The organism is Enterococcus sp. AZ149, assembly GCF_051714285.1.
GTDB lineage: Bacteria > Bacillota > Bacilli > Lactobacillales > Enterococcaceae > Enterococcus_D > Enterococcus_D entomosocium.
The window spans coordinates 1,404,723-1,424,500 of the sequence record NZ_JBIORO010000001.1 but is presented as its reverse complement, the minus strand read 5'-3'; the positions used below and the strand labels follow the sequence as shown (position 1 = coordinate 1,424,500).

The 19,778-nt window shown below is 43.4% G+C and carries 18 protein-coding genes; 4 read left to right on the top strand and 14 right to left on the bottom strand.

The annotated features are described in order from the left end of the window. Positions 1-6: 6 nt before the first annotated feature. The 3 genes from IGI94_RS06675 to IGI94_RS06665 are packed head-to-tail and all read left to right on the top strand — an operon-like array spanning position 7 to position 3,609. The gene (locus IGI94_RS06675) at positions 7-1,518 is read left to right on the top strand and encodes a UxaA family hydrolase (RefSeq protein WP_438899566.1); all 1,512 of its coding nucleotides are present in this window, start codon (positions 7-9) and stop codon (positions 1,516-1,518) included. A gap of 20 nt (positions 1,519-1,538) precedes the next feature. After that, positions 1,539-2,963: a glucuronate isomerase gene (uxaC, locus tag IGI94_RS06670; protein WP_438899565.1), complete on the top strand. Its 1,425-nt coding sequence runs from the start codon at positions 1,539-1,541 to the stop codon at positions 2,961-2,963. Further along, positions 2,938-3,609 carry a rhamnogalacturonan acetylesterase gene (locus tag IGI94_RS06665; RefSeq protein ID WP_438899564.1) on the top strand — a complete coding sequence of 224 codons (672 nt, stop codon included), beginning with the start codon at positions 2,938-2,940 and terminating at the stop codon, positions 3,607-3,609. Before uxaC ends, IGI94_RS06665 begins: the two co-directional genes overlap by 26 nt. A gap of 260 nt (positions 3,610-3,869) precedes the next feature. Here the strand turns inward: IGI94_RS06665 and IGI94_RS06660 are convergent, their stop codons facing one another. The 5 genes from IGI94_RS06660 to IGI94_RS06640 form a co-directional block, all read right to left on the bottom strand. Beyond that, the gene (locus IGI94_RS06660; RefSeq protein WP_438899563.1) at positions 3,870-4,676 is read right to left on the bottom strand and encodes a gluconate 5-dehydrogenase; all 807 of its coding nucleotides are present in this window, start codon (positions 4,674-4,676) and stop codon (positions 3,870-3,872) included. 22 nt (positions 4,677-4,698) lie between these two features. Next, the gene (gene kduI / locus IGI94_RS06655; RefSeq protein ID WP_005229915.1) at positions 4,699-5,541 is read right to left on the bottom strand and encodes a 5-dehydro-4-deoxy-D-glucuronate isomerase; all 843 of its coding nucleotides are present in this window, start codon (positions 5,539-5,541) and stop codon (positions 4,699-4,701) included. Positions 5,542-5,553: 12 nt separating this feature from the next. After that, on the bottom strand, positions 5,554-6,552 hold the full coding sequence (locus tag IGI94_RS06650; RefSeq protein ID WP_438899562.1) for a PfkB family carbohydrate kinase: 999 nt from the start codon (positions 6,550-6,552) through the stop codon (positions 5,554-5,556). Position 6,553: 1 nt separating this feature from the next. Beyond that, a complete protein-coding gene (locus tag IGI94_RS06645) occupies positions 6,554-7,201 on the bottom strand; it encodes a bifunctional 4-hydroxy-2-oxoglutarate aldolase/2-dehydro-3-deoxy-phosphogluconate aldolase (protein ID WP_016621203.1) in 648 nt (215 codons plus the stop codon). Positions 7,202-7,311: 110 nt separating this feature from the next. Next, positions 7,312-8,064 (bottom strand): IclR family transcriptional regulator, encoded by a 753-nt coding sequence (locus tag IGI94_RS06640; RefSeq protein WP_016621204.1) that lies wholly within the window; start codon positions 8,062-8,064, stop codon positions 7,312-7,314. 151 nt (positions 8,065-8,215) lie between these two features. On the opposite strand from IGI94_RS06640, the gene IGI94_RS06635 reads away from it, so the two are divergent. Further along, positions 8,216-8,956 carry a MurR/RpiR family transcriptional regulator gene (locus IGI94_RS06635; RefSeq protein WP_008381545.1) on the top strand — a complete coding sequence of 247 codons (741 nt, stop codon included), beginning with the start codon at positions 8,216-8,218 and terminating at the stop codon, positions 8,954-8,956. An 18-nt stretch (positions 8,957-8,974) separates the two neighbouring features. On the opposite strand, the gene IGI94_RS06630 is transcribed toward IGI94_RS06635, so the two are convergent. From IGI94_RS06630 to IGI94_RS06590, 9 genes are all read right to left on the bottom strand, one after another. After that, positions 8,975-10,348, bottom strand: coding sequence for a gluconokinase (locus IGI94_RS06630; RefSeq protein ID WP_431409580.1), 1,374 nt, complete (start codon positions 10,346-10,348; stop codon positions 8,975-8,977). A gap of 219 nt (positions 10,349-10,567) precedes the next feature. Then, a complete protein-coding gene (locus tag IGI94_RS06625) occupies positions 10,568-11,899 on the bottom strand; it encodes a 6-phospho-alpha-glucosidase (protein ID WP_086338716.1) in 1,332 nt (443 codons plus the stop codon). Next, the gene (locus tag IGI94_RS06620) at positions 11,899-13,527 is read right to left on the bottom strand and encodes a PTS transporter subunit EIIC (RefSeq protein WP_087664236.1); all 1,629 of its coding nucleotides are present in this window, start codon (positions 13,525-13,527) and stop codon (positions 11,899-11,901) included. The genes IGI94_RS06625 and IGI94_RS06620 overlap by 1 nt, the downstream gene beginning before the upstream one ends. A gap of 164 nt (positions 13,528-13,691) precedes the next feature. Continuing rightward, entirely contained in the window at positions 13,692-14,270 is a 579-nt protein-coding gene (locus IGI94_RS06615; RefSeq protein ID WP_005236526.1) for a hypothetical protein, read from the bottom strand. A 15-nt stretch (positions 14,271-14,285) separates the two neighbouring features. Continuing rightward, entirely contained in the window at positions 14,286-15,929 is a 1,644-nt protein-coding gene (locus IGI94_RS06610) for an ABC transporter (protein WP_086317231.1), read from the bottom strand. 18 nt (positions 15,930-15,947) lie between these two features. Beyond that, positions 15,948-16,823, bottom strand: coding sequence for a carbohydrate ABC transporter permease (locus IGI94_RS06605; RefSeq protein ID WP_005236529.1), 876 nt, complete (start codon positions 16,821-16,823; stop codon positions 15,948-15,950). Between the two features lie 12 nt (positions 16,824-16,835). Beyond that, positions 16,836-17,783, bottom strand: coding sequence for an ABC transporter permease (locus tag IGI94_RS06600; RefSeq protein ID WP_005236531.1), 948 nt, complete (start codon positions 17,781-17,783; stop codon positions 16,836-16,838). Positions 17,784-17,840: 57 nt separating this feature from the next. Further along, the gene (locus IGI94_RS06595; protein WP_008381552.1) at positions 17,841-18,758 is read right to left on the bottom strand and encodes an ROK family protein; all 918 of its coding nucleotides are present in this window, start codon (positions 18,756-18,758) and stop codon (positions 17,841-17,843) included. Positions 18,759-18,771: 13 nt separating this feature from the next. Next, positions 18,772-19,773 carry a LacI family DNA-binding transcriptional regulator gene (locus tag IGI94_RS06590; protein WP_008381553.1) on the bottom strand — a complete coding sequence of 334 codons (1,002 nt, stop codon included), beginning with the start codon at positions 19,771-19,773 and terminating at the stop codon, positions 18,772-18,774. Positions 19,774-19,778 lie beyond the last annotated feature (5 nt).

Genomic DNA, 19,778 nt, shown 5'->3' with positions numbered 1-19,778 from the left:
ATCTTTATGTCCAGCACATTAACAGAAACACCCGCGCAACTATTGAAATTGCACCCTAATGATAATGTCGCAGTCGCATTAAAACCACTAGCTGCTAAAACGACCCTTTCATTTGAAGACCAAACGATCCCCCTTTTTGAGGATATTCCACAAGGACACAAAATCGCCCTCAAAGATCTAGCACAATCACAAGACGTGATCAAATATGGCTATCCCATTGGACATCTCTTAGCTGACGTGAAAACTGGCCAATGGTTGCATACCCACAATGTCAAAACCAACCTTTCTGGAACCTTAGCATACACCTATGCCCCCGATTTGCATCCCGTCCGTTATCCAAAAAGGGCTGCGACGTTCCAAGGGTACCGTCGAGCAAACGGCAAAGTTGGAATTCGTAATGATTTACTGATCGTGCCAACAGTTGGTTGTATCAATGGTATCGCTGAGATCATTGTTGAAAACTTCAAGAAGAATCATCCAGATCTTGGCACCTTTGATCATATTACGATCCTTAAACATCCCTACGGCTGCTCCCAGTTAGGCCAAGATCATCAAAACACCCGTCAAATTTTAATTGATGCGGTGCATCATCCAAATGCCGGTGGCGTCTTGGTCTTTGGCTTAGGTTGTGAGAACAACACCGTTCCCGAGTTTAAGAAAAACCTGGGTGACTACGATCCAAAGCGCGTCAAATTTATGGTGGCACAGGAAAGCGACGATGAAATTGCGGTCGGCGAAAGCTTATTAGAAGAATTACTGGAAGCAGCAAAAGAGGATCAACGAGAAGCCGTTCCCTTGAGTGAGCTAAAGATCGGGTTAAAATGTGGGGGTTCTGACGGGTTTTCTGGGATCACCGCCAACCCTTTGTTAGGGGCATTTTCTGACTTTTTAGTTTCTCAAGGTGGCAGCACGGTCTTGACGGAAGTACCCGAAATGTTTGGCGCTGAACAAGTCTTGATGGCGCGTGCACAAGATGAAGCAACCTTTGAAAAAATCCTCCATCTAATCAACGACTTTAAAGATTATTTTCTTGCTTACGGTGAACCAGTCTATGAAAATCCTTCTCCTGGCAATAAGGCAGGCGGTATCACTACGCTAGAAGATAAGTCATTAGGCTGTACCCAAAAATCTGGGACTTCCGCTGTCGTCGATGTCTTAAAATATGGGGAGAAACTCCGAAAGCCAGGCTTGAGCCTGCTGGAAGGTCCTGGAAACGACCTTGTTGCCGCTTCTGCACTGGCTTCTGCCGATTGCCAACTCGTCTTATTTACCACTGGTCGGGGCACGCCATTTGGTGCCTATGTGCCGACCATGAAAGTTGCCACGAATCAAGAGATTTATCATAAGAAACCCCACTGGATGGATTTCAACGCTGGTCGCTTGTTGGAAGAGCCGATGGAGGTCGTGCTGGAAGACTTTATTCAAGCGATCATCGATACTGCCAGTGGAAAACCGACTCGTAATGAAGCCAACAACGTTCGTGAGATCGCCATCTTTAAAAATGGTGTGACACTATAACCAAAGAAAAGAGGTTCGACATGTTTTTAAATGAAAACTATTTACTGCCAAATGAAATTGCTCAAACCCTTTACCATGACTATGCCAAAGATCTGCCGATCATTGATTACCACTGCCACTTAGACCCGAAAGAAATCTATGAGGATCGGCCCTTTAAAACTATCACCGAGGCATGGCTAAGTGGCGATCATTACAAGTGGCGATTGATGCGCGCTTGTGGCGTACCCGAAGAAGCGATTACGGGCAATGCCAGTGATTATGAAAAATTTTTGGCATGGTGTCAAACAGTGCCAAAATTGGTGGGAAATCCCCTTTACAGTTGGACCCATTTAGAGTTAAAGCGATTTTTTGCGATCGATCTTCCCGTTACTGAAGAAAATGCCGAAACTTTGTGGAGGCTATGCAACGAAAAATTGCAGCAAAAAGACTTTACCCGAAGAGCTTTGATTGCTCGCAGTAAAGTCGAGATCGTTTGCACCACAGATGATCCAGTCGATGATCTTCACTATCATCACCAATTAAGCCAAACAGAGCAACGTTTTCGGGTCTTGCCGACCTTTCGACCTGACAAAGCGTTACAAATCGACCATCCGAATTTTCTTACCTATGTTACCAAACTCGAAAAGAGTGTCGAAAACGCGATCACTACCTACGATGCTTTCTTGACAGCCTTGCGGGACCGTGTAAGCTATTTTCACCAGCATCACTGCCGCTTGTCTGACCATGCGCTGGATACTTTAGTGTATGCTACAGACGAACAGTTATCCCTTGAAGCAATTTTTGCCAAAGCATTAGCTGGAGAATCTTTGGAGGAAAAAGAAGTCTCGTTCTTCAAAACCAATGTTCTAGTTGAACTGATGCAGCTGTATCACGAACATGGTTGGACGATGCAACTGCATGTCCATGCGTACCGTAACTGCAACCAACGAATGTTTGAGCGCTTGGGACCAGATACTGGCTACGATGGCATCAATGATCAACCACTGACTCAAAACTTGCAGAAATTATTGAACGCTGCTGATGCGCAAGACCATTTGCCTCAAACGATTCTCTACTCCTTAAATCCCAATGACTATGATGCACTCGTCGCTTTGATGGGGTGCTTCCAGCAAGAAGGCAATAATAAATTGCAGTTAGGATCTGGTTGGTGGTATAACGACACCCGCGCAGGCATGCGTCACCAATTGACGAAATTCGCAGACGGCAGTGTGATCTTTAACTTTGTCGGCATGCTGACGGATTCAAGAAGCTTTCTGTCTTACACCCGTCATGAATATTTCCGACGCGTCTTTTGTGAATGGCTTGCTGAGATCGCTGTACGTGGTGAAGCACCTGCTGATCTTCGTCAGCTAAAACCATTAGTAGAAAATGTCTGTTATCAAAACGCCAAAAACTACTTCAAATTTCAGGAGAAAGACAATGGAAAAAATCGTCATCGTCGGTGATTCCACCGCATCGATCAAAGAGCCTAGCGCTCGTCCAGAAACGGGCTGGGGTGAAAAGATCTCACGCTATCTCCCCCAGCATCAAATCGTCAACTTGGCAAAAAATGGGCGTTCCTCCAAAAGCTTCATTGAAGAAGGACGCTTGTTGCAGGCAAAAAAAGAACTATATGCTGGTGATTATCTCTTGATTCAATTTGGACACAACGATCAAAAAACAGATAGTCGTGGTACGACACCTGTAGAATATCAGCATAATTTAGCAACCTTCGTGCAAACGGCACGCCAGCAGCAAGCGACACCGATCCTATTGACCTCGATCACTCGTTTGCATTACGTGGACCAACAGCAACTTGATCCTTTGGCAGTCGGTCCTTACCCAGAAGCAATGCGTGCTTTGGCTACCTCCTTGGATGTGGTCTGTCTGGATCTTTTTGCCGCAACACAACGGTTCTTTTCAGCATTGGAACCACAACAGGCGAAAACCTATTTTCTTCATTTAGAAAAAAACCAGCACCCCAATTATCCAGCCGGCATTACGGATAACACGCATTTGAATAACCAAGGTGCTACAGCCGTCGCCAAATTAGTTGCCAAATGTTTGACAAATGCTTTATTACCGCTTGCACAACAAGTTTTGTTAGATTGAAACTCATTGTTCGTGTTGAATCTTCCCCTAACATAAATACGCTACCTGATTTGAAAAAGAGCTACTCAAGCAAAACGCTGCGAAGACCATTTTCCTTCACAGCGTTTTGCTTGAGTAGCTCTTTCTAAAAGATTTGTTTGCCATTCCTTTGCTTCAACCCATTTATCGCCAAGCTACCTTTTAAAGCCTTGCATTTCTTAGGTGTTGCACCATAAAAATGGGAACGATTGCAATCGTCCCCATCCTTACTATTGATTGTTTTATTCAGGTTGTTTCCCGATATACGCCAAGATACCGCCGTCTACATATAAGACATGGCCATTGACAAAGTTGGATGCCTCAGAAGCTAAGAAAATCGTTGGTCCTGCTAAATCTTCTGGCTCACCCCAACGGGCAGCAGGTGTTTTCGCTACGATAAATTGATCAAATGGGTGACGAGAACCGTCTGGTTGGATCTCTCGTAATGGTGCGGTTTGCGGTGTTGCAATATAACCAGGTCCGATCCCATTACATTGAATGTTAGCTGAACCAAATTCAGCACAAATGTTTTTCGTCAACATTTTCAAGCCGCCTTTAGCCGCTGCGTAACCAGCCACCGTTTCTCTTCCCAATTCACTCATCATTGAGCAAATGTTAATGATTTTTCCATGTCCTTTTTTGATCATTGACGGTAAGACTGCTTTTGAAACGATAAATGGAGCGTTCAAGTCCACGTCAACGACTTGGCGGAAGTCTTCAGCAGACATCTCCAACATCGGGATTCGTTTGATGATCCCAGCATTATTGACTAAGATATCAATCACGCCAACTTCTTCTTCGATCTGCTTGACCATTTCGTTGACTGCTTTTTCATCCGTTACATCACAGACATAGCCGTGGGCTTCGATCCCTGCTTCACGATAGTTTGCTAATCCTTTATCCACTGATTCTTGATCCAAGTTGTTAAAAACGATCGTTGCTCCTGCTTCTGCTAATGAACGAGCGATCGTAAAACCGATCCCATAGACAGCGCCTGTCACTAATGCGATCTTACCATCTAAACGAAATTGATCCATTGAAAAATCCATAATTGATAAACCCTCTTTCTTTTTATTTTAAGTCGTCCATTGCCACCATATCCATGTCGGTATAGGTGATATTTTCGCCACACATTGCCCAGATAAAGGAGTAGTTACTGGTTCCAACACCCGAATGGATCGACCAGCTTGGAGAAATAACTGCTTGTTCTTCACTAACGACTAAATGCTTCGTTTCATCTGGTTTGCCCATCATATGGAACACTTTTGTGTCTTCGTTGGCAAAATCAAAATACACATATGCTTCCATCCGACGTTCATGGGTATGACTTGGCATCGTATTCCAAGCACTGCCTGGTTCTAAGATCGTGTACCCCATTTGTAATTGACAGCTTTCACAAACATTTGGGTGAATGTATTGATAAATTTTCCGTTCATTTAATGTCAAGCCCTCGCCTGTCTCCATTGGTGTGACTTGATCAATACTGATTTTTACATTTGGGTATTTCTTATGTGCTGGCACGCAAGATAGATAGAATTTCGCTGGATTTGCTGGATCATCTGAGTGGAACAAGACTTGTTTGGTTTCCTTGCCGATATAGTAGCCGTCTTGTTTTTTCATTGGTTCTTTTTGGCCATCGATCGTGATCGCACCAGGTCCTCCAATATTGATGACGCCTAATTCGCGACGTTCTAAGAAGTATTCCACCCCTAATTCGCTGCTTAATTGCACTTCTAACGCTTCTTCTGTCGGTGTCACTCCGCCAAAGATCATCCGATCATTGTGGGTATAGGTCAGCATGATTTGTCCTGGTGTGAAAATTTTTTCTACCAAAAATTCTCTGCGTAATTCCTCGGTACTATAGTGACGAATATCAAGTGGACTATGGGTATAGCGTGTTTCCATGTGTTGCATGTTTTATTCCTCCTATCGAATAATTTTTCCTGAACCTGTTGCAATAAATTCTTGTATCTCATTGGCGCTAAACTGATTACAGTCGCCATGGATCGTATGTTTCAAAGCAGATGCGGCAGTGGCAAAATCAACGATTTCTTGGTCTTGTTTCTTCGTGACAACACCATGTAGGATACCAGCTGAAAAGGCATCGCCGCCTCCGACGCGATCAACGATTGGATTGATCTCATGGGTAGCAGAAACGACATAATTGCCGTTATGCCATAGGCTTCCTGTCAATTGATTGTGACTTGCTGAGAGCACCTGACGACTAGTTGAATAAAAGAGCTGGATATTTGGGTATTTCCGATGCATTTCTTGATAATAGTAGTCATCTTCGACTTCCTCTGTTGGAGCTGCTACATCCATAAAGACTTGTGCATCTAACTGTCCTGCCGAGCAATAATCGACATAGGGGAGCACTTCTTGCAAAAAGTCGCGCGCTTCAGCGGTCGTCCACAGCTTTCCACGATAATTGATATCGAAACTGATTTTACAACCAGCTGCTTTCGCTTCTTTGATCAACGTCAGCAAAAGTGTCTGCCAAGTCGATGAAAGAGCTGGCGTGATCCCTGAAAGGTGAACAATGTCAATCCCATCAAAAAGGTCAGACTGCCACTCATTTTCCTTCATTTGAGCAAAGCTAGAGCCTGCGCGATCATAAACCACTCGCGCTGCTCGTTCCCCGATACCGGTTTCAATATAGTAAGTACCTAGTCGGGAACCGCCACGAAGCAAGTGACGACAATCGACGCCATAGCTTCGTAAATGATGAAAAACGGCATCTCCTAAAGCATTTTCCGGCACTTTACTACCAAAAGAAACGTGATGACCAAAATTTGCCAAGGAAATCGCAACATTGGCTTCCCCGCCACCATAATGGGCAGCAAACGTCGAACTATGGGCGATTCGGTCGCCTAACGTTGTCGATAGACGCAACATGATTTCTCCTAGTGTCAGAATGTTTGCCATCTTACTTTCCTCGAATCTCTTTTAATTTTGCCGCATATTGTTTCGCTACTTCTGTTACTTTGTCAAAATCCCCACTTGCTGCTGGCGCTAACAAATTCCCCCCTACACCAACGGCTACAACACCCGCTGCAAACCATTCTTGCATGTTGTCTAAGCTGACACCACCGGTCGGCATAATGTTTAATTGTGGCAATGGCGCTTTGAAGGCCGAGATGATACTTGGTCCATACGCACTACCCGGGAATAGTTTAATGATATCTGCGCCTGCTTTTAAGGCGTCCTTCATTTCTGAAATGGTCATGCAACCAGGCAGATACGGGATTTGATATAAATTACATAATTCAGCCGTTTCTTGATCAAAGGTTGGGCTGACGACATATTCTGCTCCTGCCATGATCGCTAAGCGGGCGGTCACTGCATCAAGAACGGTCCCCGCACCAACAACTACCTCTGGATTCTCTTTGAAGGTTGCTACTAATTCAGCGATTACATCCGCCGCTTGAGGCACTGTAAAAGTCAACTCAATGCCGGTGATCCCCCCTGCAACGATCGCTTTACTTGCTTGTAGTGCTTCTTCTTTTGAAGCGCCACGTACAACAGCGATCACACCGCTTTCCTTTAGTTTCATTAAATTCGCTACTTTTTTCATTAAGACCCTCCACTTATTTCCTATTTGGAAAATGGTATTTATTATAAAGAAACTTACACGTTCATTATACCGTTCTCGTTTTTATTTGCAAGGGCTTTCCATTAAAAAGTTTATAACGCTTGTTCAATTTGTTGTTTTGTCGCAATAATCGCATCGATCAATGTCGTTTTGTATTCTGGGGTCAAGCGGTATTTCGGTAGGCTGATAGAAAACGCCCCAACGATCTCCTGATCTTTTATCAGTGAGGCGCCGATGCAATAGATTTCTTGTTCCATTTCTTCATCATCAAAGGCTACTTGGTTCGCTTTTGCCTGTTCCAATTCTTTCTTCAACTTCAACTGATTTGTAATGGTATTTTCGGTATAAGCGGTTAAAGGCGTTGCTGCCAAGTACTCCTCTACTTGAGGGGCATCAAACTCCGCTAAAACGGCTTTCCCCATGGCAGAGCTATACAACGGTCTTGTGATTCCTACTTTTGAAGACATGCGGATCGTTTGATTCTGAGGCTCCAATTTATTGACATAAAGAATCTCATTGGCGGTCAAGACCCCTAAGTGGATCGTTTCATCCGCCGTTTTCTGCAATGCTTCCAAGTATGGCAAGCTGATTTCCACTAAATCAAGCTCTTGAATGTTTTGATTCGCATACTTGATCAGCTTAGACCCTAAGCGATAATTCTTCTCTTTGTCGCGTTTGACATAGCCGATCATTTGTAGCGTTTCCAATATTTTCAAAGCTGTGGATGGGGTCAGTTTCGTTGCTTCTGAAATTTCTTGCAATGGTTTACTTGGCGCTTCTGCGAGGTAATCTAAAATGGTTGCTGCTTTTAGTAGTACGGTTCCATATGGTTTTTGTGTCATCATTTCTCCACCTTTATTTTCTATATAAGAAATTATAATATCTTTTTAGGAAATGCACAATCTTTTTTCCTATATATCAGCATGACGCGATTCCTATTTTACTTTCTGTCGTTATTCATTGTATGATGAAGACAAGACAAAGGAGTGCCGAACAATGGACTTAAATGTATTGATCAAAGGAAAAAAATTGACTGACAATGAGCTGCAAATTCTTGATTATTTGCTTGCAAATACCGCTGCGATCGATGGACTGCCCTTAAGAGAAATCGCTAAAACGATCTACACTTCCCCAGCAACCATCGTGCGGCTTGCGCAAAAACTAGGTTTTTCTGGCTATCTAGAGCTGCTTTACTTCTTAAAGAATCGCTTGAAAAATCAGACGATCACTGAAGCCGCCATCGATTACCAAATTGACGCTGCCAGTATTGCAGATACGATCGAAGCGATCAAAGAAATCTATGGACAAAACAAGAACAAGTTTATTACGATTTATGCCACAGGTTTTTCGGGGATCGTGGCAGAATACCTCCACAAAAAAATGCTTGTCAACGGCATCAAAACCTTATTAGTCAGTGCTTCTGACTCAGGTGGGATCATTAGTAACAACATCGAGAACATCAGTATGTTGATTACTATTTCTAAATCTGGCGAAACACAAAAAGTGCTGGAAAAGATGGCATTAGCCAATGAACATCACATACCAACTGTTTTGTTTTGTGGGAACGGTGAGCATCGCGCCAATCAACTAGCGACCTTTTCCTTTGAAGTGACAGATGAACGTCCCTACGACACCCAAAACATCCAGTACACCAGTTTCTTTGGCAAACTGCTCTTATTGATGGAATATATCGTCGACGCTTTCACGTGTGTTGAAAAAGAAAACCAGCAACCCTAGTGGATTGCTGGTTTTTGCTTATGCATGAAAATACGTTTTTGCCAGTTCTTGATAAAGCGCGTGGTTCTGCGGATCAGGAACAAATTTTTCATCTGGCTGATCTTGCCGCACAACAGAGCTTTTGTACAAATCATACAAGCCGAATATCGGTTCATTTTCATCGGAAAGATAACAGGTTAGCCCCAACACATCCGCGGTCATTTGACCTAATAGTTTTGTTTGAAAGAAACCACCACTTACAGTGACTGCTCCTTCCAACTGCGCCATTTGCTTTAATAAATCGATGTTCATCAGCATGCCTTCGAGGACTGCCCGCAACATATCTGAGCGATTGTGTTTCAGGGTCAAGCCAGAAAAGCCACCTGTGATTTCATTCGTCCAAAAGGGTGCCCGCTCGCCATTTAAATAGGGGAAAAAACGTAAACCGTTGCTGCCGATCGGTGATTCCTCCATGACTTGCGGCAGATAATGATAAAACCCATCAGGATCTTCTGATAAGGTCTCTTTTGCCCAAGCAAGCACACAACCGCCATTATTCGAAGGTGCCCCTACGACATAGAGGTCTTCTTGCAGATAGTAGCAAAAATTTTGTTTTTGGCGATCAAAGACCGTGGTCTCACTTACTTTACGAACCGCCGCACTGGTCCCGATCGTCAAGCTGTTGCGGATCCCTGTAGAAATATAGCCAGCATATGCTGCCAAACACCCATCGCTAGCCCCACACATCACTTCTACCTCAGGCTTCAAGCCACACCGCTGCGCCATCTCCTTGGTAATCAAAAAACGATCAGTCGGTGCACATAAAGGCGCTAATTGGGCTTTTGAAAGGGATAAATAGGTGAGAATCTTTTGACTCCATTGCTTTTCTTTCAAAGAAAAAAGACCGGTCGCTGATGCGGTACTATAATCGATCCGTGCTTGTCCGGTAAACAACGCCATTGCTAGTTCTTTTAAGCCTAACCATTTCGTCTCTTTGGAATATGAACCACTTGTTTGAAAATAAGCCAGTTTCGCAAAGGGAGACATTGCATGGATCGGTGTCCCTGTCTCTTCATAAAACGTTGCCGCCAGATCCGTTTGACGAAAGGCCGTCATCGTTTGACTCGCTTGATTGTCTGACCAAATGTAAATCTCTTCTGCTGTCTCACCAGCCACTGGCATCAAACTGTGCATAGCGGTACTGAACCCGATCACTGTGATTGCCGCTTTTAATTGAGTGGGAATCGTTGTGACACCACTGATTAATTGGCTACTGATCTGGGTCGCTGATTGGGTCTGTTTTAACCCGTGGCTATGGGTTTTGATTGGTAATGACTGTGAGTAAATGATTTTCCGATCTTCAATAACCCCAAATTTTATGGCTGTTGTGCCGATATCAATCCCTAAAAACATCGCATTGCTCCCTCTCATCTGATTCAATTAGCTTTATTCTACCATAGTTAGTGGCATATTCTAGCATACCTGTCTGATCGTTTTGTTGAGAAGACGTTTAGTGATGATTTTCTTCAGAGAAGTATTCTTCCACAGCAAAAATCAAAAAAAAGAAAGATTCTTGGAGAATCTTCCTCTTTCGTTATCCAACTAGCGAATGTTTCGCAAATGTGAAACAAATCAAGACAATCCTGGCCAGTAATCACCATTTTCCGAGACCAAATCATCGAGTAACTCTTTGGCTACTTTTGCGCTAGGAATCGTTTTGGAAAGGCTTAACGCTTGCCACATTTTTTGATAGCTCTTTTCCACATATGCTTCGACCACTAATTTTTCCACAGTCACCTGTTGGAACATGAGCGCTTGTTGGAAGGCAGGAATTTTTCCTTGAGCGAGGGCTTCTGGTCCATCAGAACCGACGATACATGGCACTTCCACCATGGCATCATCCGGGAAGTTCGCAATCGCGCCGTTGTTTTCCACAATCATGACCATTCGCTCATGCGTATTAAAAGCGATGGCGCGTGCCAAATCAACGATAAAGGTTGCATGGGCATCAATCTCAAAAGCGATCCCTTCAGCAGATCCTTGTGCAGTGATCTTTTTGGCATGATCGAACACTCGTCTTTCCCGTCCTTCCATCACTTCATTGGAACGCGTATACTCTGGGTGTTCTTTCATGTGTTCGTAGACGTAATCTGGGTATAAATAATACTTCAAGTACGTATTTGGCAGATATTCTGGTGTGAGCGCCAAGAGGTCTTTGGCTTTTTTGTGGGTGTCTTGCCAACTTGGGTCTGTATGTTGGGTATCCACTTCGATCTGCGTCAAATAGCCATGTTCTGCAACATAGTCACGTATGGTTTGAATGTACTCCGTGCCTTCTTTGTCTTTGACACTAGTCCACCAGCCAAAATGATTCAAGCCAAAGTAGCGAACTTCTAACTCCTCTGGCTGTTTGCCAATGATTTGCGACATGCGACGCAACGTGCCCACGGGCATGTCACAGATATTCAGAACTTTTGATTTAGGACGCAAGACTCGACATGCTTCAGCTACGATGGCAGCCGGATTGGAATAATTCAGCATCCAACAATCGGGGGAATACTTTTCCATGTAATCAATGATCTCCAGCATACCAGTGATGCTGCGCATCCCATAAGCGATCCCTCCTGGACCACAGGTTTCTTGACCAAAGACGCCATGACGCAAGGGAACTTTTTCATCTTTTTCCCGCATATCATACTTTCCTACTCGGATATGCGCCATACAGAAATCGACATCGCTGAAGGCTTCCTCAGGATCCGTCGTAAATGAAAATTCGATCTGCGGTGCTTGTTCTTTTAATAAGATCGCTAGGGCTTCACCGAGGATCGCTTGGCGTGCTTCATCATTGTCGTATAGTTTCAGCTTTCTTAAAGGAAAGCGTTCTTGATTATCAAGCAGCATCATAACGATTCCCGGGGTAAAGGTACTGCCGCCCCCTGCGATCACTACTGAAAAATTTTTCATCATTCAATCTCTCCTTCTCTTCCAAGATAATTTTCTAATTCTTCCCGCACTTTCGGCACAGTCAACCCGTAAACGACATGGACATTTTCACCATTTTTGATCACGCCTTTGGCTTGTGTTTCGTCTTTTAGTAGCGCTTCATCCACGAGTTCAGGATCCTTTAGTTTTAAACGTAAGCGGGTATAGCAGTTGTCGATGGTTTTGATATTGTCATCGCCACCTAGCGCTTTGGTGATGATTGCTGAGATACTTGTTTCACCAGTCGGACTAGTGGCGGCTTGGTCACTCGCCATGACCCCGACACCTGCTCCAGCAAGTTGTTTTTCTTTGTACTCTTTCTTCGAATACAGTTTGGTCTCTGTCCCATCTTCTTCACGCCCGACCGTTTTCAAATTCAGTTTCGTGATCAAAAAGCGGAACAAGAAGTAATAAAGAAAGAAGAAGACGACTCCGACGATCAAGTACACTGGCCAGCGAGTTTTCTCGATCCCTAAGGGCAAGTTGTACAAAAGAAAGTCGATGAAGCCATTCGGTCCGATGGCGCGAGAACCAAAGAGATTTAACGCCACCATGCTCAAGCCGCTAAGTGCAGAATGAATGACGAACAAAACAGGTGCCACGAACATAAAAGAAAATTCGATTGGTTCAGTCACACCTGCAATAAAGGAAGTCACAACTGCTGGAATCAAAATGGCTTTGACTTTGACTTTATTTTCTGGTTTTGCCGTTTGATACATCGCCAAACAGGCACCGATCAGTCCAAACATTTTTGAGATCCCACGAGCGTCCCAAATGACACTTTGCGATAATACGCGGACTGCTGGGTCAGCAATTTCCGCAAAATAAATGTTTCGTGCCCCTTCAAAGACTTGACCGCCAACTTCTGCGACACCGCCTAATGAAGTATACAAAAACGGCGTGTAGATCAAGTGATGCAAGCCAGTTGGAATCAATAAGCGTTCCAACATACCGTACAAGAAGATGCCAAAGTTGCCCGTTTGTTGAATGATGCCGCCTAAACCGTCGATTCCAGTTTGTATTACTGGCCATATAAACGTGGAAACGATGGCTAATAACACGACGACCGGAATCAAGACAATAAAGACGAAGCGCGCGCCGCCATAAACTTGAAAGGCGTTGTTAAAGGTCGTATCGATAAAACGATTATGGATCAATGCTACGACGATCCCTAAAATGATACCCAGAAAGACCCCCATATCCAACACTTGGATTCCTAAAACGATCGCTTGTCCTGAACCTTGAAGGGCATCGGCTGGAACCAACATCCCCCGAAGTTCCATGAATTTATTCATGGCATTCAAGAAGACGAAATAACCTAACAACGCGGTAAATCCCGCTTCAGCTTTTTTCTTATTAGCTAACCCTAAAGCGATCCCGACACAAAAAATAATGCCCAAATTGGTTAAAATCGGTAATAAGGAAGCGGATAAGATACTACCAAAACCGGTGGTTATCGGATTATCCAAAAAGGGAAACTGCTCAAGCAAGCGGACATTTGTAAACACATTCCCAACGGCAATCAATATCCCTGCGATCGGCAAAATCAAGACGGGCACAAACATTGCCTTGGAGAATTTCTGCATCGCATCCATCACTTTTTCTTTCATTGAGGAAACTCCTTTGTAATTGATTTGTAGGTTCATTATAGGAAACATTTGTTACTAATAGAATAGCAAACGTTTTCAATTCAATGCGTTTCAAAGATTGGAATGTGTTTCATCCTGTCTACTTCCTAGCTAGTGGCGATTACAAGCAACAAAAAAAGAGTGAATCAAGATTGATCCACTCTGTTTAGATGCAACACTTTTTGATAGAAATACAAGGGCCCAGACAGACAAAACAGATAGAAGATACCTGGTGCTGATTGCCATGTGAAGAAATAGCCGATCGCTGCTAGGACTAAGATTCCGATCCCTTTATGGTAGTGCATCATCGTAAAGAAAAAACTACTACGAAAAAGGTCAAACAGGTTTTGCCGATCTTGCATTTTTGATTGCATCACATACAGGTTAATGTTGTAGGACAACAAAAAAGTAAGAAAAATGATGGTCAAAAAAGAGAAAAACAATGAATTCGTCAAAGTAGCAGAACGCCACAAGCTGAGTCCGCATAAAAATGAGAAGAGATTGAAGACCCCTAGTGGAAGAGTCTTCAATAACGCGCTTTTGCTATTTTTCAAAAAGGGTTTTAGCAGTTTTGCTTCAGGATGTTCGTAAGCATCGACCACTGCTCGCAAAGCGGCTGGAAACGTGATGATCGGAAACGATACCACTAAAAACAAGAGATTCAATACCAGCATACGAAAAACGATTTCGCAAAGACGATAAAAACGACTCTCTAAAGCAAACATCACACTCACACACCTTTAGTTTAATTTTTCAATATTTTCAGCGATTTTCTCATTTCGGTAATCAACGATTGCTGACCATCCATTGTTTTCTCGTTCTTTTAGGTAGTCTTCCCAAATCTGACGGCCCGCTTCTTCCGAGTCTGCTTGAATAAAGTTGACCAACGCTTGCACTCTTGCTGTGTTGATGGAAGTGAGGTTTCTTGCTTCAGAACCGGTGCGAGGATCAATGTCTTCGATCTCAAAACGCGGCGCCAATTTGTCTTGCGACCATTCCACCATCTGCCGAATCGATGTTGCTGGTTTTTGTCCCATTTGAATGGCGTAATTATCATTGCCAACAAACCAATAAGAACCTAAACCAATTTCCTTATCAAAGCGAGCAATATCAGAATTTCGTAACGCTTCTGTTTCTTCTGAGTACTCAACCACGCCATCCACAAGATTGTATGTTTCCCCTTCGATACCAAAGGTAGTGACCATCGTGCCATACTCACTTGCTAAATACGTCAAAAGTTCCATGGCTTTTTGGGGTTCTTTTGTCGATGTCGTGATGAAGGTTTGTGTCCATCCACCAATATTTCCGCCAGTAAAAGTGGAATCATCGCCATTCGAATTTTTCGGACCATCGACGGCAATATAGGTTTGCTCAGGATTACGGGCATTATTATCGGACATAAACTCATTGAGTCCCTTCGTATTCGTATGCAGGTAAGCAAAATAACGCCCTTGTCCTAGTTTTTCCTTCATCGTGTTGTCATTGTCTGAAAACTGGTCATTGTTGATGTATCCCTCATTGTACGCTTTTCTAAATGTCTCGATCCAAGTGATGTACTCCTCATCAGCGTCACGATCATTGAATTGACCGTCTACACTTGGTGCGATACTGAGAAAGTCTTGCAAAGTACCACCATAGGCGCCATCCCCGCCATTGGAAATATCTAGTGCAGTCGAAGCAAATGGGACTAGAGCTGCACCATCATCTGCTGTCGGAAATGCTTCTTTTGCCCGTTTTAACGCATCTAAAAATCCTTCTGGCGTCGACATATCGGGTTCACCTAACGCTTCGTAAATATCTTTGCGGACAATGAAAACTTGGTCTCCCACTACATTGCCGTCCTCATAATCTTGTGCAGTCGTGGAAAAGCTCGGGTATCCATAAATGTTGCCATCTTCTAAAGTAAACCATTGAACAGATTCCGGTTTCGCTGCATGTTCTAAGAAGTAAGGGTCATATTTTTCTGCCAAAAGATTCAATGGCAAGGCAAATTTTGTCGCTTCATTTGCAGCAGACAGGTTTTTATCGAAGGTCATGATATCTGGAAGATCGCCACCAGCTAGCATCGTATTAAGGTTCTCGTCATTTCCTGAAATAAATTCGACATTGATATTCATGTCTTCTTTGATTTTTCGCGTCACAGTGTCTTTGCCCCACCCCGGCTGAGCATACCAATCAAAATTGACATACCATTTTAAGGTAGCTTCATGGTCGGTGTCTTTTTGCCAGCTTGGTGTATCTTTGTCTGCTTCAAAGCGAGCTTCTGGCAGATCTTCTACCTCAGCAGCTCCTTTTGACTCGCTGCTGGAATTACCACAGGCACTTAATACCATGACTGATGTACATACGAGACCGATCCCTAAAAATAATTTGCTTGCTTTCATTTTTTTCTCTCCTTTTGTCTATTCTTTTACTGATCCAAGAGTCATCCCTTGAATAAAGTACTTTTGTAAAAATGGGTAGATCACGACGACAGGAACCGTCGTTACCACCATGGTTGCTAATTGCAATGACTGTGAAGTTGTATTTCTGACAACATTGGTTCCAGTCGCCACTGCGGGCGATAGATTTTCCGAAACGATCCGAAATAGTAGCATTTGTAAAGGATATAAACTGCGATCATCCACATAGATATTGGCGGTCATGTAGTCGTTCCACTGAAAGACGCCGTGGAATAATGCAATGGTTGCCAAAACTGGAAGGGACAATGGCAAAATGATTTTCACGAAAATAATAAAAGGATTGGCGCCATCCATCATGGCAGATTCTTCCAGCGAAAATGGAATGCTCCGGAAAAAATTCATCAAAATCACCATATCGTAAAAAGAAAATAAGACAGGAATGATGTAAACCCAAAAATTATTTAACAATCCTAATTCTTTGAATAAGAGAAAGGTTGGGATCATTCCTCCGGAAACGAACATCGTTAAAATCCCCATGTTCATGTAGATTTTCCGTCCCATTAAGTTTCTGCGACTCATCCCATAGGCGACCATCGCCGTTAATGCCGTATGCAAAACAACGCCAATCACTGTTTTTGCAACTGAGATAACAAAAGCTTTATAGATCGCAGAATCTTCAAAAACGGTGTAGTAACTTTCTAGTGAAAATTCCCGTGGCCAGAAATAGATCCCCCCTCTTGCGGCATCGGTTGCATCATTGAACGACAAAGCGACGATATTCCATAATGGCAACGCAATGATGGCTAAAAAGAATACCATGAAAATCACATTGGCGGTATTGAAGATCTTCTCATCTTTTGAAAATGTTTGTTTCATACTTTTCCTCCTCTAAAAGACTGATTCATCACTGATTTTTTTGGTCAAAAGATGACTTCCTACTACGAGGATCAAAGAAACAACCGACACAAACAGGCCAACGGCGGTCGCATAGGAGAAGTCTCCTTGTTGGATCCCCATTTTATAGACAAATGAATTAATGACTTCACTGGACTGATAATTGACAGGGTTTTGTAAGACGAGTGTCTGATCGAGGTTTGAACCCAATAACCCCCCCACTGACAAAACAAATGTCAAGGCGATAATATGACGGATCGAAGGAATCGTGATCCGCGTGATCTGCTGGAACTTCGTGGCGCCATCCATTCTAGCTGCTTCATAAAGAGCTGGATTGATCCCCGTCATAGCAGCGATGTATAAAATCGTATTCCAGCCAACTTCTTTCCAAATATCGGAAATGACTGCAATCGCCCAATATTTTTCGGGATCGGTCAAGAAGCGGATCGGTTCATCGATCAACCCAAAACCTAACAGTAGATTATTGACCAGACCGGTATCAGACAACCACGTAATAAACATGCCACCTAAGATGACCCAAGAAAGAAAGTGCGGCAAATAAGACACCGTTTGAACGACCTTCTTCAAGCGCACATGAACGATTTCATTGATCAATACCGCTAAACCAATCGCCGCTGGAAAGCCAATCAGTAGTTTAAAAAAGCTGATGCCCAATGTATTACTCATCACCGTCCAAAACATTGAATCACTAAAAAATTCTTGAAAATATTGAGTACCGACCCACTCCGCATTTGCGATCGAATCAAGAACTGAGTAATCTTTAAACGCGATAACGATCCCATACAATGGGATAAAATTAAAAATAATCATCAAGATAATACCTGGCCAAACCATCGCTTGATAAAAGCTTTGGCTTTTTAGTTTTTGCAAAAATGACCTTTTCTGTGGGGTTGCTTTTAGCATGACACCTTTTGATTCCATTTTTCCACCCTTTCTAAAACGCTTACTTTTTCACCCAAAGGAAATACATGCTTTCCTTTATTGGTTCATCAATTGATAGACCGCACCAATCATACCAGCATCATTTTTTAATTTTGCTCGTTGAATCGGTGCAATCGTGCGACCTTCTAAATAACCAATACTTTCATGGCGAGCTTTTAGCTGGCTCATGGTCTCTTCAAGCCTTGTCATGAAACCATCATTTTCACTGACCCCACCACCAACCAAAATCAGCTCGGGATCAAATGTACTGATCAAATTCAGTAAGCCCACTGATAAATCTTGGAAAAATTGAGCAATCACTTGGTTCGCTACTACTTCTCCTTGTTCTCCTCTCTGGAAGATCTCGACTGCATCTTGAGGCAGATCACTTCGCCCTTGTTGCTGAAGTGCCAGTTGATACTGATGGCAAAGACCACCCACGATGGCTGCTCGTTGATTCAAGGAAACTGACTCTAGATTTCCCTGTTCAGGCAATGTGTCGATCAGCATCCACCCAAATTCACCTGCCATGCCATGACTGCCTCGATAGAGCTGATTGTTGACGATGATCCCGCCACCAATACCAGTTCCCACAACAAGACAAAGATAGTTCTCACAAGCCTGTGCATGCCCAAGCCATTTTTCAGCAATCGCTGCAGCATTGGCATCATTTTCAACAAGGACTGGCAGCTTGACACGTTTCTCTAATTCCAACTTTAGGTTGATTCCATAAAGCGGTTTGATTGATCCTGCCGTGATCATCGTGCCATCTTTTTGGATGATGCCCGGTGCGCTAATACCGACACCTTCGATCATTGCGTCTTGCTGCAGCGATTCGATCAATGCTGTGATGGATTGCAAAAATTTTTCTTTTTCATGAATGGTTGGCATCTGTCCTTTCTTCACAATTTCACCCGTTCTCAAAATCACACCATATTTGATAGCCGTTCCTCCAACATCAATTCCAATAAACATTGCTTCACCCTCATTATTCATTTACTTGTTTTGTCGATTGATTAATACTCAATTCTCCTGGTAAAACGTAGGAGACACCACATGCATTTTCCTCAATCATTTCGATCAAGTGGTTTACTGCCGTGACCCCTTGCAATTGGATTGGATTTTTCACAGTCGTCAACCGAGGCATGAAATAGTCCAAGAGATCGATGCCATCAAAGCCAATTACGCTGAAATCATCCGGCACCCGCCACTTGGTCTCATGGATCGCCTTGACCGTTCCGATCGCACTAAGATCATTTCCCGCCAGAAACGCTGTGGGTAAATCTTTCTGCTCTAGCAAAAACTGTTGCACGCGGACTCTCGTTCGTTCTTCTTCAAAGAACCCCTGCAATTGATAGTCCGACCGTTTAGAAACCCCTGCCTCGTTTAATGCTTCTAAATACCCTCTTAAACGCTCATCACTATCATAAACACCAGTAATACCACTGATAAAGGCAATTTTTTTGTGGCCAAGTGACAAAAGATACTCGGTGGCTGCTTTCCCTTTTTCGAAAGAATCAAAGACTACACTGCCGAAGTTCTTCTCTTGAATGTTTCGATCGATAAAGACGGCTTTGATTTGTTCTCGTTCCATCGCAGCCAAATCCTGCTTCGTTAAAAAATCTTCAAATCCAATAATGCCATCAACAACACCACCTAAAATACTATTGAGGACAACGCGCTTATCTGCAGATAAAAACACGTTGACTGCATACCCATGTTTTTCTGCCTCTCTGGCAATGGCTTCAACTAGTACGCTAAAGTAGGGGCCCTTAATGCTGGTGGTGTAAAAACCAAGCATCTTGGTTTTCGTGTTTTTTAATTGTTTGCCCATCAAATTTGGGACATAATGCAACCGCTGCGCGGCAGCCATCACACGTTCTTTCGTTGCGGGCCGAACAACATCGACACCGTTTAATGCTTTAGACACGGTCGCAATCGACACGTTTGCCTCCTTTGCCACTTCCCGAATCGTGATTCGATTTGTCAAATGAT